Annotated in this window: 25 protein-coding genes; 8 read left to right on the plus strand and 17 right to left on the minus strand. The window is 65.8% G+C overall.

Translation table 11 applies throughout. From position 1 onward, the window contains the following. Positions 1-32: 32 nt before the first annotated feature. The 8 genes from murI to clpS form a co-directional block, all read right to left on the minus strand. The gene (gene murI / locus ACWW36_RS29825; protein WP_456139494.1) at positions 33-857 is read right to left on the minus strand and encodes a glutamate racemase; all 825 of its coding nucleotides are present in this window, start codon (positions 855-857) and stop codon (positions 33-35) included. Further along, positions 854-1,546: a rhomboid family intramembrane serine protease gene (locus ACWW36_RS29830; protein WP_456139495.1), complete on the minus strand. Its 693-nt coding sequence runs from the start codon at positions 1,544-1,546 to the stop codon at positions 854-856. Before ACWW36_RS29830 ends, murI begins: the two co-directional genes overlap by 4 nt. After that, complete coding sequence (locus tag ACWW36_RS29835; RefSeq protein WP_456139496.1) at positions 1,537-2,499, minus strand: cysteine synthase; 963 nt, start codon at positions 2,497-2,499, stop codon at positions 1,537-1,539. The genes ACWW36_RS29830 and ACWW36_RS29835 overlap by 10 nt, the downstream gene beginning before the upstream one ends. A 135-nt stretch (positions 2,500-2,634) precedes the next feature. Further along, positions 2,635-2,907, minus strand: coding sequence for a MoaD/ThiS family protein (locus ACWW36_RS29840; protein WP_456139497.1), 273 nt, complete (start codon positions 2,905-2,907; stop codon positions 2,635-2,637). Between the two features lie 12 nt (positions 2,908-2,919). Continuing rightward, a complete protein-coding gene (locus ACWW36_RS29845; protein ID WP_456139498.1) occupies positions 2,920-3,333 on the minus strand; it encodes a Mov34/MPN/PAD-1 family protein in 414 nt (137 codons plus the stop codon). 13 nt (positions 3,334-3,346) lie between these two features. Continuing rightward, positions 3,347-4,366, minus strand: a complete 1,020-nt coding sequence (locus ACWW36_RS29850) for a P1 family peptidase (protein ID WP_456139499.1) — start codon at positions 4,364-4,366, stop codon at positions 3,347-3,349. Continuing rightward, positions 4,363-4,944: an oxidative stress transcriptional regulator AosR gene (gene aosR / locus ACWW36_RS29855; protein ID WP_456139500.1), complete on the minus strand. Its 582-nt coding sequence runs from the start codon at positions 4,942-4,944 to the stop codon at positions 4,363-4,365. Before aosR ends, ACWW36_RS29850 begins: the two co-directional genes overlap by 4 nt. Before the next feature lie 7 nt (positions 4,945-4,951). After that, on the minus strand, positions 4,952-5,254 hold the full coding sequence (gene clpS, locus ACWW36_RS29860; protein ID WP_456139501.1) for an ATP-dependent Clp protease adapter ClpS: 303 nt from the start codon (positions 5,252-5,254) through the stop codon (positions 4,952-4,954). Between the two features lie 103 nt (positions 5,255-5,357). Here clpS and ACWW36_RS29865 point away from each other — a divergent pair, with 103 nt between their 5' ends. From ACWW36_RS29865 to ACWW36_RS29875, 3 genes are all read left to right on the plus strand, one after another. Continuing rightward, positions 5,358-6,653 (plus strand): nicotinate phosphoribosyltransferase, encoded by a 1,296-nt coding sequence (locus ACWW36_RS29865; RefSeq protein WP_456142686.1) that lies wholly within the window; start codon positions 5,358-5,360, stop codon positions 6,651-6,653. A gap of 26 nt (positions 6,654-6,679) precedes the next feature. Further along, positions 6,680-8,629 carry an ATP-dependent DNA helicase gene (locus ACWW36_RS29870; RefSeq protein WP_456142687.1) on the plus strand — a complete coding sequence of 650 codons (1,950 nt, stop codon included), beginning with the start codon at positions 6,680-6,682 and terminating at the stop codon, positions 8,627-8,629. 83 nt (positions 8,630-8,712) lie between these two features. Continuing rightward, the gene (locus tag ACWW36_RS29875) at positions 8,713-10,158 is read left to right on the plus strand and encodes a neutral zinc metallopeptidase (protein WP_456139502.1); all 1,446 of its coding nucleotides are present in this window, start codon (positions 8,713-8,715) and stop codon (positions 10,156-10,158) included. Between the two features lie 73 nt (positions 10,159-10,231). Here ACWW36_RS29875 and ACWW36_RS29880 read toward each other — a convergent pair whose 3' ends face one another. From ACWW36_RS29880 to ACWW36_RS29890, 3 genes are all read right to left on the minus strand, one after another. Continuing rightward, positions 10,232-10,951 carry an MspA family porin gene (locus tag ACWW36_RS29880; RefSeq protein WP_456139503.1) on the minus strand — a complete coding sequence of 240 codons (720 nt, stop codon included), beginning with the start codon at positions 10,949-10,951 and terminating at the stop codon, positions 10,232-10,234. A 124-nt stretch (positions 10,952-11,075) separates the two neighbouring features. After that, positions 11,076-11,924 carry a virginiamycin B lyase family protein gene (locus ACWW36_RS29885; RefSeq protein ID WP_456139504.1) on the minus strand — a complete coding sequence of 283 codons (849 nt, stop codon included), beginning with the start codon at positions 11,922-11,924 and terminating at the stop codon, positions 11,076-11,078. After that, a complete protein-coding gene (locus ACWW36_RS29890; protein ID WP_456139505.1) occupies positions 11,921-14,533 on the minus strand; it encodes a glycosyltransferase family 1 protein in 2,613 nt (870 codons plus the stop codon). Before ACWW36_RS29890 ends, ACWW36_RS29885 begins: the two co-directional genes overlap by 4 nt. A 196-nt stretch (positions 14,534-14,729) precedes the next feature. Between ACWW36_RS29890 and ACWW36_RS29895 the strand changes: the two genes are divergently transcribed. Further along, a complete protein-coding gene (locus tag ACWW36_RS29895; protein WP_456139506.1) occupies positions 14,730-16,817 on the plus strand; it encodes an alpha-1,4-glucan--maltose-1-phosphate maltosyltransferase in 2,088 nt (695 codons plus the stop codon). A gap of 4 nt (positions 16,818-16,821) precedes the next feature. After that, positions 16,822-19,029, plus strand: coding sequence for a 1,4-alpha-glucan branching protein GlgB (gene glgB / locus ACWW36_RS29900; RefSeq protein WP_456139507.1), 2,208 nt, complete (start codon positions 16,822-16,824; stop codon positions 19,027-19,029). Positions 19,030-19,092: 63 nt separating this feature from the next. Here glgB and ACWW36_RS29905 read toward each other — a convergent pair whose 3' ends face one another. The 4 genes from ACWW36_RS29905 to ACWW36_RS29920 all read right to left on the minus strand — a co-directional run bounded on the left by ACWW36_RS29905 (position 19,093) and on the right by ACWW36_RS29920 (position 22,940). Then, positions 19,093-20,280, minus strand: coding sequence for an IS30 family transposase (locus ACWW36_RS29905; protein ID WP_456142502.1), 1,188 nt, complete (start codon positions 20,278-20,280; stop codon positions 19,093-19,095). Between the two features lie 143 nt (positions 20,281-20,423). Next, complete coding sequence (locus ACWW36_RS29910; RefSeq protein WP_456139508.1) at positions 20,424-21,317, minus strand: tetratricopeptide repeat protein; 894 nt, start codon at positions 21,315-21,317, stop codon at positions 20,424-20,426. 13 nt (positions 21,318-21,330) lie between these two features. Then, positions 21,331-21,714 (minus strand): DUF3817 domain-containing protein, encoded by a 384-nt coding sequence (locus ACWW36_RS29915; protein ID WP_456139509.1) that lies wholly within the window; start codon positions 21,712-21,714, stop codon positions 21,331-21,333. Positions 21,715-21,758: 44 nt separating this feature from the next. Continuing rightward, positions 21,759-22,940 (minus strand): acetyl-CoA C-acetyltransferase, encoded by a 1,182-nt coding sequence (locus ACWW36_RS29920; RefSeq protein ID WP_456139510.1) that lies wholly within the window; start codon positions 22,938-22,940, stop codon positions 21,759-21,761. A 91-nt stretch (positions 22,941-23,031) separates the two neighbouring features. Here ACWW36_RS29920 and mce point away from each other — a divergent pair, with 91 nt between their 5' ends. Further along, entirely contained in the window at positions 23,032-23,511 is a 480-nt protein-coding gene (gene mce, locus ACWW36_RS29925; protein WP_456139511.1) for a methylmalonyl-CoA epimerase, read from the plus strand. Here mce and ACWW36_RS29930 read toward each other — a convergent pair. Both ACWW36_RS29930 and nucS read right to left on the minus strand, forming a co-directional pair. Beyond that, positions 23,508-23,804 (minus strand): hypothetical protein, encoded by a 297-nt coding sequence (locus tag ACWW36_RS29930; protein WP_456139512.1) that lies wholly within the window; start codon positions 23,802-23,804, stop codon positions 23,508-23,510. The two genes, mce and ACWW36_RS29930, sit on opposite strands and share 4 nt — an antisense overlap. A gap of 13 nt (positions 23,805-23,817) precedes the next feature. Next, positions 23,818-24,489 carry an endonuclease NucS gene (gene nucS, locus ACWW36_RS29935; protein WP_456139513.1) on the minus strand — a complete coding sequence of 224 codons (672 nt, stop codon included), beginning with the start codon at positions 24,487-24,489 and terminating at the stop codon, positions 23,818-23,820. A 47-nt stretch (positions 24,490-24,536) separates the two neighbouring features. Here nucS and ACWW36_RS29940 point away from each other — a divergent pair, with 47 nt between their 5' ends. Next, on the plus strand, positions 24,537-26,141 hold the full coding sequence (locus ACWW36_RS29940) for an adenylate/guanylate cyclase domain-containing protein (protein WP_456139514.1): 1,605 nt from the start codon (positions 24,537-24,539) through the stop codon (positions 26,139-26,141). A 117-nt stretch (positions 26,142-26,258) separates the two neighbouring features. Further along, the gene (locus ACWW36_RS29945; RefSeq protein ID WP_456139515.1) at positions 26,259-26,570 is read left to right on the plus strand and encodes a hypothetical protein; all 312 of its coding nucleotides are present in this window, start codon (positions 26,259-26,261) and stop codon (positions 26,568-26,570) included. Positions 26,571-26,622 lie beyond the last annotated feature (52 nt).

Below are 26,622 nucleotides of genomic sequence, written 5' to 3' on the forward strand. Positions count from 1 at the left end.
GACGAAAACATCGCGCGTTTACGCGACGGAAATCATCTTTGTGCGCCGACGTGACGTTGAACAGGCCGAACACCGTCCAGCGACGGGCCCAGGAAACGGGCCGCCAGTGTGGTGAACGCCTCAGGATCGCCGGTCGACTCGAACAACCGACGGGCCGGAGGGGCATCGTGCGGGCGCAGGAGATCGAGTTCGGTGAGGACCCTCAGCAAGTCTTTCGCGGTCTCCTCGGCACTCGACACCAGTGAGACGTTCTCGCCCATCGCCAACTGGATGAGCCCGGACAGCATCGGGTAGTGCGTACAGCCCAACACCAGGGTGTCGACCTCGGCGCGCTGCAGCGGTTCGAGGTAGCCCTCGGCCAAGCCGAGGACCTGACGTCCACTCGTCACTCCCCGCTCGACGAAGTCGACGAACCGCGGGCACGCCACGCCGATCACCTCCGTGTCGCGCGCGGCCGCGAACGCGTCCTGATACGCGCCCGACGCGATGGTCGCCGCGGTTCCGATGACGCCGATGCGGCCGTTGCGGGTGGCGGCCACGGCGCGGCGCACCGCGGGCAGGATCACCTCGACGACGGGGACGGGCGCATACCGTTCGCGAGCGTCGCGCAGCATCGCCGACGACGCGGTATTGCACGCGATCACCAACGCCTTGACGCCGCGCGAGACGAGGTCGTCGCCGATCGCCAGCGCGTGCGCGCGAATCTCGGGAATGGTCAGCGGCCCGTATGGACCGTTGGCCGTATCACCGACGTAGATGATGTCCTCGTCGGGCAACTGGTCGATGATCGCGCGCGCCACCGTCAACCCACCGACGCCGGAATCGAAGATCCCGACCGGTGCCAATGGGTTGGTCACGACGTCAGATATGGGTTCGTCGCTTTTCGTCGACGGGCGCCGCGGCCTTTACGTTCGGGCCCCGAGAGCATGTACGCGGCCAGCACGCCGGCGATCGCGCCGCACAGATGCCCCTGCCAGGACACCCCGAAGGTGCCGGGCAGCACGCCGAGCAGAACGCTGCCGTAGACGAGCAGGACGATCACGCCGACGATGATCTCCCATGCCTTGCGGGTGAAGAACCCGAACACGATCAAGAACGTCAGCCAGCCGAAGATGAGCCCGGACGCGCCGATGTGGTTGGTCTCGCAGCTCACGCCGACGTACGGGCAGTGCGTGCCCACATTGCCGATCAGCCACGTCCCGAAGCCGCCGACGAGCCAGATGATCGCGGTGGCAGCGACGAACCGGCCGAGCCCGATGAGTGTCATCAGGAAGCCGAGGATCAGCGCCGGGCCGGTGTTGGCGATCAGGTGCTGCCAGTTCGAGTGGAGCAGTGGCGCGAAGAGGATGCCCAGGAGGCCGTCGGTCTCCAGCGGCCGGATGCCGTTGTCGTCGAGCTGGTGCCCCGACACCGAGTCGAACGCCTCGATCACGTACAGCAGCGCGACGAAGCCAACGATCGTGACCCCGCCGACTATCCAGGCGGGCCGTTTCTTCGGCTCCGGTGATGGCGCGGCCGGATACCCGACCTGGCCCGTCATGCCCATAGCTGCCCTTCCAGCGCGTCCTCGGCATCGTCCAGGCTACCGGCGTACGCGCCGGTCGACAGATACTTCCAACCGGCGTCGGCGACGACGAACGCGATGTCGGCACGCTCGCCCGCCTTGACGGCCTTGGCCGCCATGCCCAGTGCCGCGTGCAGCACGGCGCCGGTCGAGATGCCGGCGAAGATGCCCTCCACCTGAACCAGCTCGCGGGTGCGCTTGATCGCGTCGTACGAGCCGACGGAGTATCGCGTGGTCAGCACATCGGGGTCGTACAACTCGGGGATGAAGCCCTCATCGATGTTGCGCAGCGCATAGACACCTTCGCCGTAACGCGGTTCGGCCGCGACGATCTGGACGTCCGGCACCTGTTCACGCAGATATCGCCCGGTGCCCATCAGCGTGCCCGTCGTACCCAAGCCGGCCACGAAATGCGTGATCTCGGGCAAGTCGGCCAACAACTCGGGCCCGGTGCCGTAATAGTGCGCCTCGGTGTTGGCCTCGTTGCCGTACTGATACAGCATCACCCACGAAGGGTTTTGCGCCGCAAGCTCTTTCGCCTGCGCGACGGCCGTGTTCGATCCACCTTCGGCTGGCGAGTAGATGATCTTGGCGCCGTAAAGCTCCAGCAGCTGTCTGCGTTCGATCGAGGTGTTTTCCGGCATCACGCAGATCAGTCGGTAGCCCTTGAGCAGCGCCGCCATGGCCAGCGATATGCCGGTGTTGCCGCTCGTCGGCTCCAGGATGGTCGCGCCCGGCTGCAACTGGCCGTCCCGCTCGGCCTGCTCGATCATCCGCAACGCCGGCCGGTCCTTGATCGAGCCCGTCGGATTGCGGTCCTCGAGCTTGGCCCACAACCGCACATGTGGCTCGTCATCCCATCGGGGCGAAAGCCGGTGCAGCGCAACCAAAGGCGTGTTGCCGAGCGCCTCGAGCAGCGAGTCGTAGCGCGTCACTGCGACACCTCGGCGCCGGGAGTGGATACGCGATTTTGCCCGCCTCCGAGCGACATTGTCGCCCTGGCGACTTTGTCGCCGCTAGGTGGGCACAGTGAACCATCCCCTCGGTGCCAGACCCAGTCGAGGCTCACGCTAGCCACCCGCGACGGCAGGCAGGATCGTGACCGAATCCCCGTCGGAGATCTCGGTGTCCAGACCGCCGGAAAATCGGACGTCCTCGTCGTTGACATAGATGTTGACGAAGCGGTGCAGCTTTCCGTCGTCGACGAGGCGCTCAGAGATGCCTGAGTAGTTCGACTCCAGATCGCTGATGACGGCTTGCAGCGTGTTACCCGATGCCGAGACGCGCTTCTCCCCGCCCGTGTGAGTGCGCAGGATCGTCGGGATGGAGACAGTGACTGACATGGGTTGGCCTTTCTAATACTGCTCAACGATTTTGACGGGTTCCTCGGTGACGACGCCGTCGACGATGCGGTAGCTACGCAGCTCGTGCTCGTCAGGGTCGCGCGTTGACACCAGGACGTAATGCGCGTCGGGTTCGGACGCGTACGAGATGTCGGTGCGGCTGGGATACGCCTCGGTCGCCGTGTGCGAGTGATAGATCACGACGGGCACCTCGTCGGCGGCGTCCATCGCCCGCCACACCTTGAGCTGCTCGCCGGAGTCGAACCGATAGAACGTCGGCGACCGTTCGGCGTTGAGCATCGCGATGAACCGCTCCGGACGGTCCGATCCATCAGGTCCGGCGATCACACCGCACGCCTCGTCGGGGTGGTCGGCGCGGGCGTGGGCGACCATCGCGTCGACCAAGTCGGCTCGGATCACCAGCACGGTTGATTACCTTTCACTCGAACGCTCCCGGCAACATGTCGCGGTATGTCGGTATTCCGGCGACCGACTCGGCCGCCAGCACGCCGACAAGCACCGCGCGGGCCAGGCAGTCCGCCGCGGCCGCCCCGATCGCGGTGATCAGCGGCACCTCCGGCGACATCGACGCCGGCGTGGTCGGGTCTGGCGCCACCTCGATGGCGCCGGTGGCCAGCGCAAACACCGTATCGCCATCCAGCGGGGTGTGACACGGCCGGATGGTACGGGCCAGGCCGTCCTGCGCCGCGACGGCGACTCGCCGGCACCCCGCCTTGCTCAGCGCCGCGTCGGTGGCGACGACGGCGATGGTGGTGTTGAGCGGGCTGAGCTCAGTGTGCCGGTCGGCGTATGCGGCGATCTGCTCGGCGGGCGGAGCGACCAGGCCGAACTCCTCGATCTGATATGCCAGCCATGGCAGACCCGTGGCGGGGTCCACCGCGTCGCCGGCAGCGTTGACCACCACCAGGGCACCGACTGTCACACCGGACGAAAGCGTCATCGACGCCGTTCCCACGCCGCCCTTGAGCACCCCGACACGCGCGCCGGTGCCCGCCCCCACGGTCCCGACGGCGACGTCTTCACCAGCGGCCTGGGCCGCGGCGTAGCCGAACTCAGCCGTCGGCCTGCAGTTCCAACCGCCAACGGGCAGGTCGAAGATCACAGCGGCGGGCACGATCGGCACCACGCCGCCCTCCATCGCCACGCCGCGGCCCTGCTCCTCGAGCCAGGCCATCGCGCCGTCGGCGGCCGCGAGCCCGTATGCACTGCCGCCGGACAGGACGACGGCGTCGACATGGCGGACCGAGTTGATCGGGTCCAGGAGGTCGGTTTCGCGCGTGCCCGGTGCGCCGCCCCGCCCGTCGACGGCCCCAACCGTGCCCGGCGGTGTCAGCACGACGGTGGTGCCGCTGGCCCAGCCGGAGCCGAGCTCGACGTCGGAGTCGAGCCGGTGATGATGGCCGACGCGAATCCCGCCGACGTCGGTGATCGCGCTCATTTCGTGTCCATGAGGCCGAGCACGAGATATTCCTGCAGGACGGTCAGCCACTGGTACACATCCAGGTGGCCGGCCATCGGATGGTCGGACGGCAGGGCCTCGGGGCCATGCGGGCCGATATCGAGCATCGTGCCCAGCGCGAGACGCACGTCGTTGACAGCGGCGGCCCAGGCATGCGCGTCGTCCTCGGTGAGTTCGAACTTTCCGCCGCCGGACGGAACGGTCTCCAGCAATCGTTGTGCCGCTTGGCGTTTCGCATCGATGATCTCGGGCTCGTGCAGACTGCGCAACGCACTGTTGAGGCTCTCGGCAGTCCCCGAACCCGCCGGATGATCGGTATGCGGGCGGTAGAAGTCGGGGAGCAACCGCTTCATCGTCTCGTCCTGTGGCGGCTGCGAGTTACCGGTACGCATTCCGGTGATTTCTTCGAGTTCGTCTGTGGGGCCTGAGGATTCGCGCTCCTCGAGCATGCCCATCATCGACGTCACGAGGCTGTGGAGCAGCTCGGCCTCATGCGAGGCCAGCGCCGATCGGAAACGCGGGCCGTCGGCGGTGTCGACCCGCTTCCATTTGCGCACGTCTGGATCAGCGGTCCTGTTGCAGGGTCGCCCACAGGCCGGCGGCATGGAGCTTGGACACGTCGACTTCCATCGACTCCCGGCTACCGGCAGAGACCACGGCCTTGCCCTCGTTGTGCACCTGCAGCATGAGTTTGGTCGCCTGCGGCTCGCTGTAGCCGAACAGCTTCTGGAAGACGTACGTCACGTATGTCATTAGGTTGACGGGGTCGTCCCAGACGATGGTCACCCATGGGGTGTCCGTCGCGTCGACGGTTTTGACGTCCCGTTCCTCGCGGGTTCCCGGTCGGGTCTTCGCCGGCGTAACCATGTTCTTCAGGATAGCCGGGCCATATCGGCCCCTTCGAACTACTACCGTTGCTCCTGTGACGTCACCGTCTCCAGCGTTGCTCACCGACAAGTACGAACTGACGATGCTTGCGGCGGCACTGCGTGACGGCAGCGCACACCGTCGCACCACCTTCGAGATCTTTGCCCGCCGACTGCCCGACGGCCGCCGGTACGGGATCGTCGCGGGCACCGCGCGGTTCGTGGAAGCCTTGGCGCAGTTCATATTCGACGATGACGCGCTCGCGGCGTTGTCGGATTTCCTCGACCGTGAAACGCTCGCGTACCTCTCCGACTACCGTTTCAGCGGGGACGTCGACGGCTACGCAGAAGGCGAGCTGTACTTCCCCGGCTCACCCGTGCTGTCGGTGCACGGCACTTTCGGCGAATGCGTCGTGTTGGAAACACTGGCGCTGTCGATCCTCAACCACGACACCGCGATCGCGTCGGCCGCGGCAAGAATGGCCTGTGCGGCGGAGGATCGTCCGCTGATCGAAATGGGCTCACGGCGCACTCACGAACAGGCCGCGGTCGCGGCCGCACGGGCCGCCTACATCGCCGGGTTCACCGCATCGTCGAACCTGGAAGCCCAGCGCCGCTACGGCGTGCCGGCTCTGGGCACCAGCGCACATGCGTTCACGCTGCTGCACACAACAGGCACAGCCGGCCCAGGTGATGAGCCACTTGGGCGAAGAACATCCGATTGGGAGAAGGCGGCGTTTCGGGCGCAGGTCGACGCGCTCGGAGTGGACACGACCCTGCTCGTCGACACGTACGACATCACCGCCGGCGTGGCCAACGCGGTCGAGGTGGCCGGAACCGAGCTCGGCGCGGTGCGCATCGACTCCGGCGATCTGGGCGTGATGGCGCGACAGGTTCGCAAGCAACTCGACGACCTCGGCGCCACCAAGACCCGCATCGTGGTCTCCGGTGATCTCGACGAATACTCGATCGCGGCACTGCGCGCCGAACCCGTCGACATATACGGCGTCGGCACGTCGGTGGTCACCGGCTCGGGCGCGCCGACCGCGAGCATGGTCTACAAGCTGGTAGAGGTCGACGGCATGCCCGTCGAAAAACGCAGCAGCCACAAGGAATCTCACGGCGGACGTAAACAAGCGCTGCGAACGTGTAAACCGACAGGGACCATCCTCGAAGAGATCGTCCATCCGTATGGGGAACCGCCCGCTGAGCACGGTCGTGCGCTCACCGTCGAGCTGGTGCGCAACGGAGAACCGGTCGGCGACCTCGGCATCGAGGCGGCCCGTAGTCGCGTCAAAGAAGGACTTCACAGCGTGCCGTGGGACGGGCTGAAACTCTCCAAGGGCGAGCCCGCGATCCCGACGCGCATGATTGCGCCCGGCACCAGGCGAGAGGCGTAGCCACGGCCGAGGTCGATGTCACTGAGCTGCTGGCCAAGGCGGTTGCCGCATTGGGCGGCGCAGAACGCCGCGGCCAGATCGAGATGGCCGAGGCCGTCACGCACGCATTCGATGCCGGCGAGCACCTCGCTGTGCAGGCAGGCACCGGTACCGGCAAGTCGCTGGCCTACCTGGTGCCTGCGATCGCCCGTGCCGTCACCACCGACGAACCCGTGGTGGTGTCGACGGCAACGATCGCACTTCAGCGTCAGCTCGTCGATCGCGACCTGCCACGGCTGGCCGACTCCCTTGCCGACACGCTGCCCCGACGCCCCGAGTTCGCGCTGCTGAAAGGCCGCGGAAACTACCTGTGTCTCAACAAGATTCATAACGGCGCAAGTGAACCCGAGGACAGGCCGCAGGATGAACTGTTCGAACCGATGGCGGCCACGGCCCTCGGCCGAGATGTCCAGCGGCTCACGGAGTGGTCGTCGAGCACAGAGACCGGTGATCGCGACGAGTTGACGCCAGGCGTCCCCGACCGGTCGTGGTCTCAGGTCAGTGTGTCGGCCAGGGAATGCATCGGGGTGGCCCGATGCCCGTTCGGCACCGACTGTTTCGCGGAGAAGGCCCGCGACAAGGCCGGCCACGCCGATGTGATCGTCACCAACCACGCGCTGCTGGCCATCGATGCCATCGCAGACGCCTCGGTGCTACCCGAACACGAACTGCTCGTCGTCGACGAGGCCCACGAACTCGTGGACCGCGTGACGGGTGTGGCAACCGCCGAGCTGTCGGCGACATCGATGGGCATCGCCCACCGGCGCGCCCGCCCACTGATCGATCCCGAACTCGCGCAACGGCTGGAGGCAGCGACGGCGACGTTGTCGTCGGCCATTCACGACGCGACGCCCGGCCGTATCGACGTGCTCGACGACGAGACGGCGACGTACGTGACCGCGCTGCGTGACGCCGCGAACAGGGCCCGCTCGGCAATCGACACGTCGCCAAGCGATCCGAAGGCGGCGTCGGCGCGTTCGGAAGCGGTGACGGCCTTGAGCGACGTCGCGGACACGGCGACCCGCATCCTGGCGTCGTTCGTCCCCGCCATTCCGGATCGCACGGATGTGGTGTGGCTGGACCATGAGGACAACCGCGGCAGCGTCCGCGCGGTGTTGCGGGTGGCGCCGCTGTCGGTGTCAGGGTTGTTGCGCGCCAGGCTGTTTGAGCGGGCGACGACGGTGCTCACCTCGGCGACGCTGACGATCGGCGGCACGTTCGACGCGATGGCGTCGGCGTGGGGGCTGGCCGGTGGCGAGAAGGACGCGAAGTGGCGCGGTCTCGACGTCGGGTCGCCGTTCGAGCACGCGAAGTCGGGCATCCTTTACGTCGCTGCCCATCTGCCGCCGCCGGGCCGCGACGGCACCGGCTCGGCCGAGCAGCTCGACGAAATCCAGGCGCTGATCACCGCGGCGGGCGGACGCACGCTTGGCCTGTTCTCGTCGATGCGCGCCGCCAAGGCCGCCGCCGAGATCATGCGGGAGCGGCTCGACACCCCTGTGCTGTGCCAGGGTGAAGACACCACCTCCGCGTTGGTGCAGCGCTTCGCCGATGACGCCGCGACGTCGCTGTTCGGCACGTTGTCGCTGTGGCAGGGCGTCGATGTGCCTGGGCCGTCGCTGTCGCTGGTGCTCATCGACCGCATCCCGTTCCCGCGGCCCGACGATCCGCTGCTGACCGCGCGCCAGCGGGCGGTGGCCGCGCGCGGGGGCAACGGGTTCATGGCCGTGGCCGCCAGTCACGCCGCGCTGCTGCTTGCACAGGGCGCCGGCCGGCTGCTGCGCCGCACCGATGATCGAGGTGTCGTCGCAGTGCTCGATTCCCGGATGGCCACCGCGCGCTACGGCGGTTATCTGCGTGCGTCACTGCCGCCGTTCTGGGCGACGACGGACTCCACCCGGGTGCGTCAGGCGCTAGAACGTCTGCGCGCTGGCTGAGGTTTTCATTATCCTGGCATCCTGGTAGCGAATTCCCAGTGTCGGCCGCCACGGCCGCTTTCCGATCCCGAGAGGCGGCGTCCATGAGTCGACGACCCCTGATAGGCGCCGTCATCGCTACCTGCTCGGCCGTTCTCGTCGCAGGCTGCACGACGACCCTGCAGGGCAAACCCGTTTCGGTGTTCGACGACCCATTCCACGTGGCAGGAATGGCGGCCACCGACGGGCCGACCGGGCTGCGACCCGACGCCCATGGGCCCGTGCGGGAGGTGCAGGGCACCGACAACGGCAAGATCGACGACCTCGCGCGCAACGCGGTCAGCGATATCGAGGAGTATTGGGACAACGCCTATGGCGAGGCGTTCGAGGGCAGCTTCAAGCCCGTCGAGGCGCTGATCTCCTGGGACGCGAACGGATTTGACGGCCACTTCTGCGGCGAGGACACATACGGCCTCGTCAATGCCGCGTTCTGCTTCGACGACAACACCATCGGATGGGACCGCGGCGAACTATTGCCGTCGCTGCGAAAAGCGTTCGGCGACATGGGAGTGACGATGGTGCTCGCCCACGAGTACGGTCACGCCGTCCAAGATCAGGCCGGGTTGAACAAGAAGAGCACGCCGACGCTGGTCTCCGAGCAGCAGGCCGACTGCTTCGCCGGGTCCTACATGCGGTGGGTCGCCGAAGGGAAGTCGCCGCGGTTCACGCTGTCCACCGGCGAGGGGCTGAACAACGTACTGGCGGCCGTGATCGCATTCCGCGACCCGCTGCTCACCGAGGGCGATCCCGAAGCCGGTGTAGACGAGCATGGTTCGGCCTTCGAGCGCCTGTCGGCCTTCCAGTTCGGTTTCACCGACGGACCTTCCGCGTGTGCGGCGATCGACATGCGTGAAATCGGCCAGCGCCGTGGCGATTTGCCCGTACTGCTGCCCGAGGATCAGACCGGCGAGCTGCCCGTCACAGAGGAGTCGGTGCGATCGATCGTCGACGCGATGGGGATCCTGTTCACCCCCGCCAAGCCGCCGAAGCTGAGCTTCGAAACCTCCGAAGCGCAGAAGTGCCCGAACGCGCGCCCGAGTCCGCCGGTGTCGTACTGCCCGGCCAGCAACACCATCGTCGTCGACATGCCCGAGCTCAAGACGATGGGCATGCAGTCCGACGGTGAGGACGGCACCGGCCTCGCCAGTGGCGACAACACGGCGTATTCAGTGCTGGTGTCGCGGTACATGCAGGCCATCCAGCTGGAACGCGGCAGCGTGACGCTCGACAATGCCGAGGCGGCGCTGCGAACCGCATGCCTCACCGGGGTGGCGACCGTGAAGATGTCCAAGGACGTCACGACGCCCGACGGGAACACGATCGCGCTGACGGCGGGCGACGTGGATGAGGCGGTGTCGGGCATTCTCACCAACGGGCTGGTGGCCAGCGACGTCAACGGTGAATCAGTGCCGTCGGGCTTCTCGCGCATCGACGCGTTCCGCGTCGGTGTGCTCGGCGACGCGGACCGCTGCTTCAAGCGCTTCCCCTGACGGCCCGCCCTCGAAACTGCTGCCAGATCGCGATTTTGGCGTTCTTCGCGATCTGTGCGCAGTTTCGGCGGCGCTAGACCTTCTTCGTTACGCCGTACCAGGCCCTGACTGCGTCGGACTGATCGGTCGACCGGGTCAGGAACGCATACGAGCGGACGAACGATTCGCCTACGCAGCCGTCGATCTTGATGTGGAATCCGTCGACCATGATCCACGGATCGTTGCCTTTGAACTCCTTCTTCGACACCGGAACCACGTTGACGATGCCTGGCTTCATCGCGATCGCCATGCCGCCGGTGACCGGCGTCGATACGACAGGAATGAGCCCTTCGGGCAGTGGTGAGATGACATCGACCCCGCCGAGGCCCAGCGACGGCGTCATGCCAACGCTCCCGGTCAGCGTGACGCCGTTGGACGTGCTCATGTCGATGCCGCAGCCGATCTGATATCCGACTTCCAGCGTGCCGTGCGGCGGTTCTTCCCCTTCCGGGCCGGACAGTGAGCCGGTGAAGGTTCCGCCGACCTCGTATTCGCGCGACGAGATAGCCGTCGTCAATGGCGCGATCACACGCTGCGTTTCGTCTTTGGCCGACACCGTGAGCGTCCACCCGTCGGGTGTCTGCGTCGATGTGGGCGGCGATGACTCCACCCGGCCGTCGTCTACGGGGGCCGCTTCAGGTGCGGGTCCCTCGGCGGCGACGGGCTCGGTATCGGGCTCAGCCGTTGCGGGCGGGGCAACCAAGCCGCAGGTCAGCGCGCATGCGCACAGTACGGCCAGCGGACGAACTAGCACAGCGCAGCCCTCCTTGGCCGGAACACATACCGCCTAGGATCATTACCCGACCGCCGACGCCCAAGACAAGAGGGCTGTCCGTTGTGCGCGAGTCTTTATGCGAGTGTGACCAGGCCGAGTTCGGTCACGTGGGCATACGCACCACGAATCCCGATTCCAGCGCGACCCACGCCGCGCCGTCGGGACCGATCGCCAGGCCATGCGGTTCGCTGCCCGGCGGTAGGTCGATCGTGACGACTTCGGAGCCGTCACCGCTGACCCGGGCGATCTGGTTCGCACCCCACAGGCTCACCCAGACGCCGTCGTCGGGATCGGCGACCACGGCGTGCGGTTTACCGGGCAGATCCATTTCCTGGATCGCCTCGTCCATCGGGATGCGTCCGAGCTTGTCGGCGAGGATCTCGGTGAACCACACGGCATCGTCGTGAGTGGTGGCAATACCTACCGGTCCCGCTGCGGCAGTGGGCAATTCACGCACGGTGATCCCGCCGGTAGGCGTCAACCGGCCGACGCAGTTGCCCTGGTTGAGGGTGAACCACAAGGCGTTGTCTGGGCCGGTGACGATCATCGACGGCGCCCCGCCGACCGACCAGCCCGACAGTTCGCCGTCCACCGTGAGCCGGCCGACGGTGCCCGACGTCATGGCGGTGAACCACAGCGCGCCGTCAGGGCCCGCGGTGATTCCGAACGGCCCGCTGTCCTCTTCCAGCTCGAATGCGGTCAGCTCGCCTGCCATGGTGATGCGGCCGATGCGGTCGTCGCCGGTGCGGGTGAACCACATCGCGCCGTCGGGGCCCGCGGTGATGATCGACGGCCGCGCCTTCGGATCGACCGGATACTCGGTGACGTCGCCGTTCTGTGTCACCCGCGCGATCGCGCCGCTGTGCACCAGCGTCACCCACATCGCCCCGTCCGGACCTGCCGCCAACGCGTAGGGCCCGCCGTCCAGCGCGACCTTTAGAGCGCGGCTCACGCCAGCGTGACGAGGCCGAGTTCGTTATCGCCTGCCAACAACGGGTGATGCGGCAACACGCGCACCGTGTACCCGACGGGACCCGCCACCGGCAGCGGTGTGGTCGTCGAGTAGATCTCGTTGCCGCCGTCGGCGGTCCCTGTGTGCTGCATCGGCACGGTGGCCGGTTCGACCAGCGCGTCGCTGGCGTCGACCCGGCCCAATACCGCCTGCACCACCACCTCGTCGGGCCGCAGCCCAGCCAGATGCACCGTCGCTGTCAGCGTCAGCTCCGAGCCCAGCAGAGGTGTATCGGGCAGCCCGTAGCTATCGACGTCGGTGATCTGGATCTTCGGCCACGCCTCGTGGGCGCGCAGCCGGTAGGCGGCCAGGTCGCGGGCCGCACCGAACGGCTCGCCGTCCCCACCGGGCTCGACGGTCTTGCGCAGCGACTGCGCCGCCGGGGCGTAGTACTTCTCGGTGTAGTCGCGAACCATGCGCGACGCCAACACCTTTGGCCCGAGTTCCATCAGCGTGTGGCGCACCATTTCCACCCAACGCGTCGGCACGCCGCGGTCGTCGCGGTCGTAGAACTTCGGCGCCACCGACCGCTCGAGCAGGTCGTAGAGCGCAGCGGACTCGATGTCATCGCGGCGGCCTTCGTCGAGCATTCCGTCGGCGGTCGGGATCTCCCATCCGTTCTCGCCGTCGTACCACTCGTCCCACCAGCCGTCGCGCACGGACAGGTTCAGCCCGCCGTTCAGCGCACTCTTCATGCCCGACGTACCGCATGCCTCCAGTGGCCGCAGCGGATTGTTCAGCCAGACGTCGCAGCCGTAGTACAGCTGCCGCGCCATCGACATGTCGTAGTCGGGCAGAAACGCGATGCGGTGGCGCACCTCGGGCCGGTCGGCGAACTTGACCACCTGCTGGATCAACGCCTTGCCGCCGTCGTCGGCCGGATGCGACTTGCCTGCGACGATCAGCTGGATCGGCCGCTTCTCGTCGAGCAGCAGCTTCTCCAGCCTGTCGGAGTCGCGCAGCATCAGCGTCAGCCGCTTGTACGTCGGCACCCGCCGGGCGAATCCGATCGTCAACACATCAGGATCGAAAGCCGTTGCAATCCAGCCTAATTCGGCATCCGATGCGCCGCGCTCCAGCCACGAGCGGCGCAGCCGGGCGCGCACATCCTCGACCATCGCCTTCCGCAGCTGTGATCGGATCCACCACATGTGCCCCGGGTCGACCTGATGCAACCGCTGCCACGTCTCGGGCTCGGTCAGCGACCCGAGATCTTGGCTGCCCAGCAGCTCGCGGCCAAGCTCAAGCCATTGCGGCGCCGCCCATGTCGGGCCGTGCACGCCGTTGGTGATCGAGCCGATCGGCACCTCGTTGGGGTCGAATCCCGGCCACAGTTCGTTGAACATGTAGCGGCTGACCCGGCCGTGCAGCAGCGACACCCCGTTCGCGCGCTGCGCCAGCCGCAGGCCCATGTGCGCCATGTTGAACTTCGACGGGTCGTCCTCCGCGCCGAACGCGATGATCCGGTCCAGCGGCACCCCGGGCAGCAGCCGCGACATCGCGCCCGCGGGGCCGTCCGACGAACTGCCGAAGTAGCGCTTGACCATCTCCACCGGGAATCGGTCGATGCCGGCGGGCACCGGAGTGTGGGTGGTGAACACCGTCGACGACCGCACCACCGTCAGCGCGGTGTCGAAGTCCAGCCCTGCGTCGATCAACTCACGGATGCGTTCGACGCCGAGGAAGCCCGCGTGCCCCTCGTTCATGTGGAACACCTCCGGCGCGGGCAGACCCTCCACCTCGGTGAACGCACGGATCGCCCGCACGCCACCGATGCCGGCCAGGATCTCCTGCTTGATGCGGTGCTCCTGGTCGCCGCCGTAGAGCCGATCGGTCACGCCGCGCAGTTCGTGCTCGTTCTCCGGGATGTCAGAATCCAGCAGCAGCAACGGAATTCGGCCAACCTGCGCGATCCACACGCGCGCCCGCAGCCGCGCGGAGTCCGGCAGGGCCAACTCGACGAGCACCGGATTTTCGTCGGCGTCGGTGAGCAGGCGCAAGGGCAGGCCCTGCGGATCCAACGACGGATAGCTCTCGTGCTGCCACCCGTCGGCGGTCAGCGACTGCCGAAAGTAGCCCGACCGGTACAGCAGCCCGACGGCGATCAACGGAAGACCCAGGTCAGATGCCGACTTCAGATGGTCACCGGCGAGGATGCCCAGGCCGCCGGAGTAGTTCGGCAGCACCTCGGCAACACCGAACTCCATCGAGAAGTACGCGATGCCGTTGGGCAGCGCTGACCCCTGGTCGATCTGCTGCTGATACCACAGCGGACGGTTCAGATAGTCGTCCAAGTCCGCGGCCAGTCCGTCGAGACGACCGACAAACGATTCGTCGACCGCGAGCGCGTCAAGCCGCTTGGGACTGACCTGGCCCAGCAGTGCAATCGGATCGTGCCCGACCTGCTTCCACAACTCCGGATCGACGGCCTCGAACAAGTCCTGCGTGGGCTTGTCCCACGACCAGCGCAAGTTGATCGACAGCCGCTCGAGAGCAACCAGACGATCGGGCAGATGCGCGCGGACGGTGAACCGCCTCAGGGCTTTCATAGGGCTTTCACGCGACCCAACCTTACTGACAAATCGGGTGTTCGCAGTCTTGGGCCGTGATCCCTTCATCCCCGTTGGGTTGGGCCGCGCACTACGGTGGGTATAGGGCGCCCAGGAAGCTTTAGAGGCTGTAAATCAAGACCAGACGACAAGCACAGCGGCCCAGCGGGGCCGCGCCAGTGTAAGGAGTGGTGGGGTGGCCGGTCGTATCGGAATCGATGACGTCGCACCCGTCGTATCTTCGGGACGGTTTCCGGCCAAGGCCGTCGTCGGTGAAATAGTTCCCGTCCGGGCGACGGTGTGGCGAGAAGGTCATGAAGGCGTGTCGGCCACGCTTGTGGTGCGTTATCACGGCACGGCGTATCCAAGGCTCGCCGACGATCCCCCGGGACGCGTCAAACCCGCCGAGCCCGTGCCGATCGATGAGGTAGTCAGCCCACCACCGCGTATCAAGCCGCAGCTGCTTCCGATGTCGATGGGCCGCACCCCCGACGTGTTCCACGGCGCGTTCAGCCCCGACAGCGTCGGGCTGTGGACGTTCCGGGTCGACGGCTGGGGCGACCCGATCGCGACGTGGCGCAAGAACGTGACCGCCAAGCTCGACGCCGGCCAGAGCGAGGGCGAGCTGTCCAACGACCTGCTCGTCGGTGCGCGCCTGCTGGATCGCGCTTCAACGGGTGTGCCGCGCCAAAACCGTTATCCCCTGATCGAAGCCGCGGCGCGGCTGCGTGAGCCTGGCGACCCGTTCTACCGCGCCGGTGCCGCTTTGTCGCCGGAAGTGACCGAGTTGTTGGACCAGTACCCGCTGCGCGAATTGGTCACCCGCGGCGAGCAATACGGCGTATGGGTGGATCGGCCGCAGGCCCGCTTCAGTTCGTGGTACGAGGTATTTCCGCGGTCCACCGGCGGATGGGACGCCAAGGGCAACCCCGTGCACGGCACCTTCGCGACGGCCACCAAGGCGTTGTCCCGCATCGCCAAGATGGGCTTCGACGTGGTGTACCTGCCGCCCATCCATCCGATCGGCAAGGTGCACCGTAAGGGCCGCAACAACAGCGTGACCGCTGCGCCCAACGACGTCGGCTCGCCATGGGCTATCGGCAGCGACGAAGGCGGTCACGACGCGGTGCATCCGAAGCTGGGCACCATCGAAGACTTCGACGACTTCGTCGCCTCGGCACGCGACGAGGGCATGGAAGTCGCGTTGGACCTCGCCTTGCAATGCGCGCCCGACCACCCGTGGGCACGCCGGCATCCCGAATGGTTCACCGTGCTGCCCGACGGGACCATCGCGTATGCTGAGAACCCGCCGAAGAAGTATCAGGACATCTACCCGCTGAACTTCGACAACGACCCGGCTGGCCTCTACGAGGAAGTGCTTCGAGTAGTGCGGTTCTGGATCGCACACGGAGTCAAGATCTTTCGCGTCGACAATCCCCACACCAAGCCACCGAACTTCTGGGCCTGGCTCATCGGTGAGGTGAAGAACGAGGATCCCGACGTGCTGTTCCTGTCGGAGGCCTTCACCCGGCCGGCGCGGCTGTACGGGCTGGCGAAGCTTGGTTTCACGCAGTCTTACACCTACTTCACCTGGCGCACCTCGAAGTGGGAGCTCACCGAATTCGGTCAGCAGATCGCCGAGCACGCCGACTACGCCAGGCCGAACCTGTTCGTCAATACGCCCGACATCCTGCACGAAAGCCTGCAGCACGGCGGTCCTGGCATGTTCGCGATCAGGGCGGTGCTGGCCTCGACGATGAGTTCGGCATGGGGCGTGTATTCGGGATACGAGCTGTTCGAACATCGAGCGGTCCGTGAAGGTAGCGAGGAATATCTGAACTCGGAGAAGTACGAGCTGCGGCCCCGCGACTTCGACGCCGCTTTGGCCGACGGGGAGTCGCTCGAGCCATTCCTGACGCGGCTCAACGAGATTCGCCGCGTTCACCCAGCGTTGCATGAGTTGCGCACCATCAAGTTCCACCATCCTGACAACGAAGCGCTGATGGCCTACAGCAAGTTCGACCCGGCGACCGGCGACCAGGTGCTGGTGGTGGTGACACTGAACCCGTTCGGGCCGGAGGAGACGACGCTCTGGCTGGACATGGAGGCGCTGGGGATGGAGCCATACGACCGGTTCTGGGTGCGCGACGAGATCACCGGGGACGAATATCAATGGGGACAAGCGAATTACGTGCGCCTGGACCCGGCCAAGGCGGTCGCGCATGTGATGAACATGCCTCAGGTGCCCGCCGACCAACGACTGAGCCTACTGCGCAGGGAGTGACGAGATGACGCAGACCAACCAACGCACCAGCCCACACTTGCGGCCGCACACGGCCGATCTCAACCGACTGCTGGCCGGTGAACACCACGACCCGCATTCGATTCTGGGTGCCCACGAATACGAAGACCACACCGTCATTCGCGCCTATCGGCCGCACGCCGTCGAGGTGGTGGCGCTGGTCGGCGGTGAGCGGTATACGTTCCAGCACATCGAATCCGGCCTGTTCGCGGTCGCGTTGCCGTTCACCAATCTGGTGGATTACCGGCTCGAAGTGAGCTATGCCGGTGCCGACGGTTCGACGCATCCTCACACCGTCGCCGACGCATACCGCTTCCTGCCGACTCTCGGCGAGATGGACTTGCATCTTTTCGCCGAGGGCCGCCACGAGCGTCTGTGGGAGATCCTGGGTGCGCATCAGCGCGCATTCACCACACCCGACGGCGTCGTCGAAGGCGTGTCCTTCGCGGTATGGGCGCCGAATGCCAAGGGCGTCAGCCTGATCGGTGAGTTCAACCACTGGGACGGCAACGAAGCCCAACTACGCGTGCTCGGTTCGACGGGTGTGTGGGAACTGTTCTGGCCTGGTTTCGAAATCGGCGGGCTGTACAAGTTCCGGATACACGGCGCCGACGGCTCTGTCAGCGACCGCGCCGACCCGATGGCCTTCGCCACCGAAGTGCCGCCGCAGACGGCGTCGAAGGTGACGAAGAGCTCCTATACGTGGGCCGACGACGCCTGGATGGCCCAGCGCGCCCGGCAGAATCCGGTGTTCGAACCAATGAGCACCTATGAGGTGCATCTGATGTCGTGGCGGCCGGGGCGGAGCTATCGCCAGCTTGCCGACGAGCTGACTGAATACGTTGTCTCCCAGGGGTTCACACACGTCGAGCTGATGCCGGTCGCCGAGCATCCGTTCGGTGGATCGTGGGGCTATCAGGTCACCTCGTATTACGCGCCGACGTCACGGCTGGGCACCCCCGACGACTTCCGGTACCTGGTGGACAGGCTGCATCAAGCAGGCATCGGCGTGATCATGGACTGGGTGCCTGCGCACTTTCCGAAGGATGCCTGGGCGCTGGGCCGCTTCGACGGCACACCGCTGTACGAGCACTCCGATCCCCGGCGCGGCGAGCAACTCGACTGGGGCACTTATGTATTCGACTTCGGCCGGTCCGAGGTGCGCAACTTCCTTGTCGCCAACGCGCTGTACTGGCTGCAGGAGTTCCACATCGACGGCTTGCGTGTGGATGCGGTCGCCTCGATGCTCTACCTGGATTACTCCCGGCCGGAAGGCGGCTGGACGCCGAACATCTACGGCGGCCGGGAGAACCTCGAGGCCGTGCAGTTCCTCCAGGAGATGAACGCGACGGTGCACAAGGTCGCACCCGGCATCGTGACCGTGGCCGAGGAGTCGACGTCGTGGCCCGGTGTCACTCGTCCGACAAGCCTTGGCGGGCTTGGCTTCTCGATGAAGTGGAACATGGGTTGGATGAACGACACGCTCGAGTTCATCAAGCGTGATCCGATTCACCGCAGCTACCACCACCACGAGATCACGTTCTCGATGCTGTATGCGTTCAGCGAGAATTTCGTGCTGCCGGTCAGCCACGACGAGGTTGTGCACGGCAAGGGCACGCTGTGGGGCCGGATGCCGGGCAATGACCACGTGAAGGCGGCGGGGCTGCGCGGACTGCTGGCCTACCAGTGGGCGCACCCGGGCAAGCAGCTGCTGTTCATGGGGCAGGAGTTCGGCCAGCGCGCGGAATGGTCAGAAGAACGCGGTGTCGACTGGTACCAACTCGATGAGAACAGCTTCTCCAACGGAATTCAGCGGATGCTCCGCGACGTCAACGGCATCTACCGCAGCCGTCGCGCGCTCTGGTCGCAGGACACCAGCCCGGAGGGCTATTCGTGGATCGACGCGAACGACTCGGCCAACAACGTGCTGAGCTTCCTGCGCTACGGCGACGACGGCTCGGTGCTGGCGTGCGTGTTCAACTTCTCCGGTTCCGAGCACACGCGCTACCGGCTCGGCTTGCCGCACAGCGGCACCTGGCGAGAAGTGCTCAACACCGACGCCGACATCTACAACGGTTCGGGCATCGGCAATTACGGCGCGGTGGAGGCCACCGAGGAACCGTGGCACGGCCGCCCAGCATCGGCGGTGATGGTGCTGCCGCCGCTGGCCGCGCTGTGGTTTGAACCCGCATGATTTAGCCCAAGCTGGGCCCACACCGCGAGCAGACGCAAAGGGCCCCAAAACCTCGGGGCGGTTTCAGCCGGTGATTGCAACAGCGGGTGGTTTGGGCGGGTTTGAGAGTAGTTCGTCGAGGACTTCGGCGGGTTTCTTCCAGCCCAGTGTTTCACGCGGTCGGGTGTTGAGTTGGGCGGCGACGTAATCGAGGTAATCGGCGGGAAACACTGATAGGTCAGTGCCTTTGGCAAAGTATTGGCGCAGCAGCCCATTGGTGTTTTCGTTGCTGCCGCGCTGCCAGGGCGAGTGTGGATCGCAAAAGTAGATGTCGAGTTCGGTGGCTTGGGCGATGGCGGCGTGGTTGGCCATCTCGATGCCCTGATCCCAGGTCAAGGTCTTACGCAGGATCGACGGCAGCTGCGCCATTTTCGCCACGATCGCTTCTTGCACGGCCAGCGCACCGTGGTCGTCGGGCAGGTGCAGCAACATCACGAACCGGGTGGACCGTTCCACCAGGGTGCCGATCGCGGATTTACCCTGTGCGCCCAGGATCAGATCGCCCTCCCAATGTCCGGGCACCGCGCGGTCTTCGACCTCAGCGGGGCGCTCGCTGATGTTGACCATGTCGCGGATGCGGGTGCGGCGGGCATCGGCTCGGCGTTGGGGTCGGCGCACCGCACGCCCAGTGCGTAGGCATTGGTGCAGCTCGCGACGTAAACTGCCGCGTCCTTGCACGTAGATCGATTGATAGATGGTTTCGTGGGACACCCGCATCTCCACATCGTCAGGAAAGTCCAACCGCAGTCGCCGGGAGATCTGCTCGGGGCTGTATTTGTCTTCGAGCCGATTCTGCACCTCATCATGCAACCGTTCGTGGACCGCAAGCTTGCCGGGTTTGGGTCGGCGCCCTCGCATCTCGGCGTGGGCCTGGGCTGCGGTCGCGCTGTAGCGCGGGGTGGGGTCCCAACCACCGTGCCAGTCGGCGCCGAACCGATAGCGGGCGCGATAGCGCCCGTAGCAGAACGCATTTCGGTTGATCTCGCGCATGATGGTCGACGCCGGACGGCCGAGTCGGCGGGCGATCGAGCGGATGGACTCTCCAGTCTTGACGCCGACGTGGATCTCAATGCGTTCATCTAGGCACAGCGGGGACCACTTACGCGGCCCGGTATCAGTGAATTTTGGTCTCACCCCGCCAGCCTGGGCAAACCAATTCTGGCCGGCGTGAACCGACACGCCGACAGCGACTCCCGCCTCGCCGGCAGACAGGCCGTCGCGAATGTGATCCCAAAACTGACGCACGACCGACCGGTAGGCCTTCAGGTACACAACAACCTCCAACTAGATGGCTGTTGCATTCACCCCCAGAACCCAAGCGTCGTGTCGGGGCCTTTTGCGTCTGCTCGGCGGGATCAGTACAGCGCGTTGGCGAGGTTGCGCCTGCCCGCGATGACCTCGGGATCGGCTGGGTCGAAGAGATCGAACAGCTCGATCAATCGAGTGCGCACCGTGGTGCGCTCGTCGCCCGACGTCCGCTTGACCAAGGCGATGAGCCGGTCGAAAGCCGCAGCCACGTTCTGCTGCAGGATCTCCACATCGGCGGCGGCGAAGGCAGCATCGATGTCATCGGGTGCGGCGTCCGCCGCGGCGACTGCGTCCGGCCGTTGCTGCGAGGCCCGCTGCAGGAACCCGATCTGACGGACCGCCCCCTTGGCCTCGGCGTGGCTCGGGTTGGCGTCCAGGATTGCCTGATAGGCCTTGAGCGCAGCATCGAAGTCGCCGGCGTCGAGATGCGAACGCGCCTGCGCCACTTCGGGATCGACCTGTTCCGGCGCGTCGGGGTCGCCACCGCCGAGCTTGCCGGCCGTCGCGTCGAGCAGCGAGTCGACCCACCGCCTCAACTGTTCGGGCGGCTGCACACCTTGGAAGCTCGACAGCGGCTGCCCGGCCCCCAGCGCCACCACCGTCGGAATCGCCTGCACGCCGAACATCTGAGCCACCCGGGGCACGACGTCGACGTTCACCGTCGCCAGCGACCACTTACCGCCGTCGGCATCAGCCAGTTGGGCAAGGACATTGCCGAGCTGGACACTCGCGTCACTGCGCGGTGACCACAACAGCACGACCACGGGCACCTGGCTGGACCGAACCAGCACCTCGGCTTCGAGGTTGGCTTCAGTGATTTCGACGCCACCCGGTGGACCGGCAGCCTCGCCACCCTCGGCGGAGGCTGCTCGTTGCTTGAGGGCCGACAGGTCAACCGCACCGGCCATGGAGGCCGCGATGGAAGGTCGGGGACGAGTCACGCCCCCAAGTCTGTCACGTCGTTTCTGGTGCTGGCCGCCCCGGTGGGACGACCACCGACGCGACCTCTGCGGACCCGATCCGGCCCGTCCGATCAGCCCATATGAGGAAAATCACACTGCAGAGTGGCACGACGCTCGCCAGCAACGCCAGCAACCATGTGCCTGCCGACCACTTGACTGCGATACCGACGAGTAACCCCGCTACCACGAACGCGATGAAGACCAGCCCGTGCGCCATGCCGAACACCTTGACGCCGATCTCAGTTCGCGGTGTGCCCAGGTACTTGAAATACATGCCGATCAGCAGGCCAACCCAGCTGACGGCTTCCGCCATCGCGATCAGACGGAACCAGCCAGCAACCGATCGAAGATCGAACGCGCTCGTCATGAGCGCCATTGTGCCCGAAAAACGAGCCAGCTACTACATGGTGTCGTAGATGGCTATCCCGCGCGCAGGATCAGCGCGTCGCCTTGGCCGCCAGCACCACACAGCGCCGCGACCGCGTATCCGGAACCGCGTCGTGCCAGCTCAAGGGCGGCGTGAAGGGTGATGCGCGCCCCGGACATGCCGATCGGATGGCCGATGGCGATGGCGCCGCCGTTGACGTTGACGTTCTCGGGAGCCACGCCGAGCTCCTTCATCGACGCCAGGGCCACTGCCGAAAACGCCTCGTTGATTTCGATCACGTCTAGCTGATCGACCGAGATGCCTTCGCGGGCAATCGCCTTCTTGATGGCGTTCGCCGGCTGCGACTGCAGGGTCGAGTCGGGACCAGCGACCACGCCGTGGGCACCGATCTCGCACAGCCAGCTCAGCCCCAGCTCTTGAGCCCTGGCCTTGCTCATCACCACCACGGCGGCGGCGCCGTCGGAGATCTGCGACGCCGACCCGGCGGTGATGGTGCCGTCTTTGCGGAACGCAGGTTTGAGGCTGGCCAACGACTCGGCGGTGGTGTTGGCGCGGATGCCCTCGTCCTCGGCGAACTCCAGCGGATCGCCCTTGCGCTGCGGGATGGTCACCGGCACGACCTCGTCGGCGAACACACCGTCTTTCCATGCCGCAGCTGCCTTTTGGTGCGAGCGCGCAGCGAACTCGTCCTGCTCGGCGCGAGTGAACTGATCGACGTCGTTGCGCAGCTCGGTCAGCGCGCCCATCGGCTGATCGGTGAACACGTCGTGCAGGCCGTCATAAGCCATGTGGTCGAGCACCGTGACGTCGCCGTACTTGTAGCCCGCGCGACTGCCCATCAGAAGGTGCGGCGCCTTGGTCATCGATTCCTGGCCACCGGCGACCACCACGTCGAACTCGCCGGCCCGGATCAGCTGATCGGCCATGGCGATCGCATTGATGCCGGACAAACACATCTTGTTGATCGTCAACGCCGGCACGTCCCAGCCGATACCCGCGGCCACCGCGGCTTGCCGTGCCGGCATCTGCCCGGCACCGGCGGTCAGCACTTGACCCATGATCACGTACTCAACGAGCGAAGCCGGCACCTTGGCCTTCTCCAGCGCCCCCTTGATGGCGATACCGCCCAGATCGCTGCCCGAAAAATCCTTCAACGAGCCCATCAGTTTGCCTACCGGCGTACGTGCTCCAGCAACAATCACAGACGTCGCCATGTTGACCTCCAAACGGGTTTTGAGCGGTTCCAAACAGGCTATCCATCCAGCCGGAGTATCGAAACCAATGTCGTTAGGTTACCTTTACGTTATGACCGCCGAGCAAGTGGATGCGCGTCCGCTCATTGCCACCGCGTTAATTACAGCAATCGATCACGTCGGCGTTGCGGTCGCGGATCTGGATGCCGCGATCAAGTGGTATCACGACTATCTCGGCATGATTGTGCTGCATGAAGAGGTCAACGAAGGCCAGGGCGTGCGCGAGGCGATGCTCTCCGTGCGCGGCGCACCCGTCGGCAGCGCGCAACTCCAGCTAATGGCTCCGCTCGACGAGACGTCGCCGATTGCGAAATTCCTCGACAAGCGTGGCCCCGGCATTCAGCAGCTGGCCTACCGAGTCAGCGATATCGACGCGTTGACCGAGCGGTTGCGCGAGCAGGGCATCCGGTTGCTCTACGACGAGCCGCGGCGCGGCACCGCCAATTCGCGGATCAACTTCATTCATCCCAAGGACGCCGGTGGGGTGCTGGTCGAGCTCGTCGAGCCCGCTACGGAAACCCAGGACCACTAAGACCATTTTCGTGTCGGGCCGCGGTTGGCCCGGTTCGTCCAACACGGTGTGTGCCAATGACGCCGGTCCTCTGCCGCGCTTTCGCCGAGGTCGGCGGGCCATACCACCAAATGCGCTGTGCCCGAACGAATCTCGTGGTCACATCCCGGACAGCGATATATCTTGGTTGCCCGCGCCGCCGCGATAGGCCTGACTTCGTAGTCGTAACCATCGGGTCCAGTCTCGATCCGGCGGCTCACCGGCAACGGCGGTAATGGGCGTTGCCGGCGAGGTGGTGTGCGGCGCCGGGGCATAGCCTTCAGTGTCTCAGAACAGCCGGAACTCGTCGTTGTCCATGCCGCGCATCTTGTCGTAGTCCAAAGTCACGCAACGGATCCCGCGGTCGGTGGCCAACGTGCGCGCCTGCGGTTTGATCTGCTGGGCAGCGAAGACCCCGGCTACGGGAGCCAGCAGGGTGTCGCGGTTGAGCAGTTCGAGATAGCGGGTGAGCTGCTCGACGCCGTCGATCTCGCCGCGCCGCTTGATCTCGACGGCCACCGAACGGCCCTGGTCGTCGCGGCACAGCAAGTCGACCGGTCCGATAGGGGTCATGTACTCGCGCCGCACCAGGGTGTAGCCGCTGCCGAGCAGTTCGACGTGTTCGGCCAACAACGCCTGCAGGTGAGCCTCGACGCCATCCTTGACCAATCCAGGGTCGACCCCGAGTTCGTGGCTGGAGTCGTGTTCGATCTCCTCGATGGTGATGCGTAGCTGCTCGCCGCCCTTGTTCTCGACGACCCACACCGGCACCGGGCCATCGAGCTCCTCGTTGAGCCAGCACGGCGGGCTCATCCAGTTCAGCGGCTTGTAGGCACGGTCGTCGGCATGGATGCTGACCGATCCGTCGGCCTTGATCAGCAGCAAGCGACGAGCGGAGGGCAGATGGGCGGTGAGGCGGCCGAGATAGTCGACGGTGCACTGGGCGATCACGAGACGCACGCGAACCACCATAAGTGCAGGGGCAGCCAAATTAGGCTGAGGCCACGATGAACTCCACAAAGGGCGTCGCGCACCGGCTGGGTCGGGTTCTGGAAACTGTGACTCGTCAAAGCCCCCGGCTGCCGGACACGCCGGCATACGGCTCCTGGCTACTCGGGAAGGTTTCGGAGAGTCAACAGCGCCGCCGTGTGCGGATCCAGACGATTCTGACTCTGTTCGTCGTGATCGCGAACGTGGTGGGGATCGGCATCTCGTTCCTGGTTGTCACCGTCACGTTCCCGACGCCGAGCGTCTTCGACCCCCAAGTCAGGTGGATCACGTTCATCCTGGCCCCGGCGTACATCGCGCTTGCACTGATCGTCGGTGTGTTCTGGGCAACTCGTCGTGTGATCAACAATGTGCGGTGGGCGATCGAGGAGCTTCCGCCGACCCGCGAGGATCAACGCAACACATTCTTCGCGCCGTGGCGGCTGACGCGCGTCCTGCTTGCGCTGTGGGGTTTGGGCACGGTTGTACTGACGACGGCCTACGCGCTTGTCGATACGAACTTCATCCCGAAAGTCGCTCTCGGCATAAGCTTTCCGGGCCTGGTCGTCTCGGCGTGTTCCTATCTGCTCGCTGAATTCGCGCTGCGGCCCGTTGCGGCGCAAGCGCTCGAGGCCGGGCGGCCGCCGCGTCGGCTGGCGAACGGAATCATGGGCCGCACGATGATCGTATGGGCGGTTGGATCAGGGGTGCCGGTGCTGGGCATCTTCTTGTCCGCAGTGATCACGCTGGCGTTGCGAAACCTGACGCCGACGCAATTCACCGTCGCTGTGATGATTCTTGCCTTGTTCGCGTTGGTCTTCGGCTTCATCTTGATGTGGATTTTGTCGTGGTTGACGGCTACCCCGGTGTGGGTCGTACGCCGTGCACTGCAGGAGGTCGAACAGGGGGATCTGGATTGCAGTCTCGTGGTGTTCGATGGCACCGAACTCGGCGAACTGCAGCGTGGATTCAACGCGATGGTCGAGGGACTCAAGGAGCGTGAGCGGGTACGCGACCTGTTCGGCCGCCATGTCGGGCGTGAGGTCGCGGCAGCCGCAGAACAGCAGCGACCTAAGCTCGGCGGCGAAGAACGCCATGCGGCAGTGATTTTCGTCGACATCATCGGTTCGACGCAGCTTGTGACAGGCCGGCCTGCGACCGAAGTCGTCGAGCTGCTGAACCGGTTCTTTGCGGTCATCGTCGACGAGGTCGACCGACACCACGGTCTGGTCAACAAGTTCGAGGGCGACGCCGCGCTGGCGGTCTTCGGGGCTCCAGTCTCGCTCGAGCACGCCGAGGACGAGGCGCTGGCCGCCGCGCGGACGATCGCCGAGCGACTGAATTCAGAAATTCCGGAGTGTCAGGCCGGTATCGGGGTCGCGTCGGGTCAGGTTGTCGCGGGAAACGTCGGGGCCAAGGAACGCTTCGAGTACACGGTGATCGGTGAACCCGTCAATGAGGCCGCGCGGCTGTGCGAGCTCGCGAAAACCACGCCGAGCCGGCTCATCGCGTCCTCGGATACAGTGGCCAACGCCACCGAAAATGAGCGCACCCGTTGGACTTTGGGGGACACCGTGACCTTGCGGGGTTACGACGAGCCAACGCGGCTCGCGCTGCCGGTCTAGCGCGATTACTTGCACAGCTGGCACACATCGTAGACATATCGGCCAACCATGTCGGGCCCCTACCGTTGCTTCGTGTGTGGCAGAACTGCCCGCATGAACGAGAAACGGAGTGAGGGAATGGCTTTCAAGCGCGCGTTGTCGGTATCGACATTGGCAGCGGGAATCGGGATCGCGGGACTGTTCGGGGTGGGCCTCGGAACGGCCAATGCGGACCCCGGGCAGGGCTGCGACCGTCCTGGCACCCCGCAGTGCAATGACCATAGGGACGACCGTGGTCCCGCGCCCGTCAACTGGAACAATCGTGGCATCGACCAGGGTCGCACTGATCACCAGCCGTTCAACTGGAACGGTCAACAGGTGACTCCGATGCCCGCCGGCGACGGCCACGGCTGGGGATTCTGGTTCTTCGGCACGTGGATTCCGCTGTAAACAAAAGCGATTCGAGGCGGGTCACTGCGCTGGCGGTGGCCCGCCTCGGGTG

The organism is Mycobacterium sp. MMS18-G62, from assembly GCF_053877835.1.

Bases quoted from the DNA above. Each gene is read 5' to 3' on its own strand.
- ACWW36_RS29830 (WP_456139495.1), bottom strand. From the start codon at position 1,546: ATGGGCATGACGGGCCAGGTCGGGTATCCGGCCGCGCCATCACCGGAG.
- ACWW36_RS29930 (WP_456139512.1), bottom strand. From the start codon at position 23,804: ATGCCCCGGCGCCGCACACCACCTCGCCGGCAACGCCCATTACCGCCG.
- ACWW36_RS29945 (WP_456139515.1), top strand. From the start codon at position 26,259: ATGGCTTTCAAGCGCGCGTTGTCGGTATCGACATTGGCAGCGGGAATC.
- mce (WP_456139511.1), top strand. From the start codon at position 23,032: ATGACCGCCGAGCAAGTGGATGCGCGTCCGCTCATTGCCACCGCGTTA.
- ACWW36_RS29890 (WP_456139505.1), bottom strand. From the start codon at position 14,533: ATGAAAGCCCTGAGGCGGTTCACCGTCCGCGCGCATCTGCCCGATCGT.
- ACWW36_RS29940 (WP_456139514.1), top strand. From the start codon at position 24,537: ATGAACTCCACAAAGGGCGTCGCGCACCGGCTGGGTCGGGTTCTGGAA.
- ACWW36_RS29865 (WP_456142686.1), top strand. From the start codon at position 5,358: ATGCTTGCGGCGGCACTGCGTGACGGCAGCGCACACCGTCGCACCACC.
- ACWW36_RS29840 (WP_456139497.1), bottom strand. From the start codon at position 2,907: ATGTCAGTCACTGTCTCCATCCCGACGATCCTGCGCACTCACACGGGC.
- clpS (WP_456139501.1), bottom strand. From the start codon at position 5,254: ATGGTTACGCCGGCGAAGACCCGACCGGGAACCCGCGAGGAACGGGAC.
- glgB (WP_456139507.1), top strand. From the start codon at position 16,822: ATGACGCAGACCAACCAACGCACCAGCCCACACTTGCGGCCGCACACG.
- ACWW36_RS29850 (WP_456139499.1), bottom strand. From the start codon at position 4,366: ATGAGCGCGATCACCGACGTCGGCGGGATTCGCGTCGGCCATCATCAC.
- ACWW36_RS29875 (WP_456139502.1), top strand. From the start codon at position 8,713: ATGAGTCGACGACCCCTGATAGGCGCCGTCATCGCTACCTGCTCGGCC.
- ACWW36_RS29920 (WP_456139510.1), bottom strand. From the start codon at position 22,940: ATGGCGACGTCTGTGATTGTTGCTGGAGCACGTACGCCGGTAGGCAAA.
- ACWW36_RS29915 (WP_456139509.1), bottom strand. From the start codon at position 21,714: ATGGCGCTCATGACGAGCGCGTTCGATCTTCGATCGGTTGCTGGCTGG.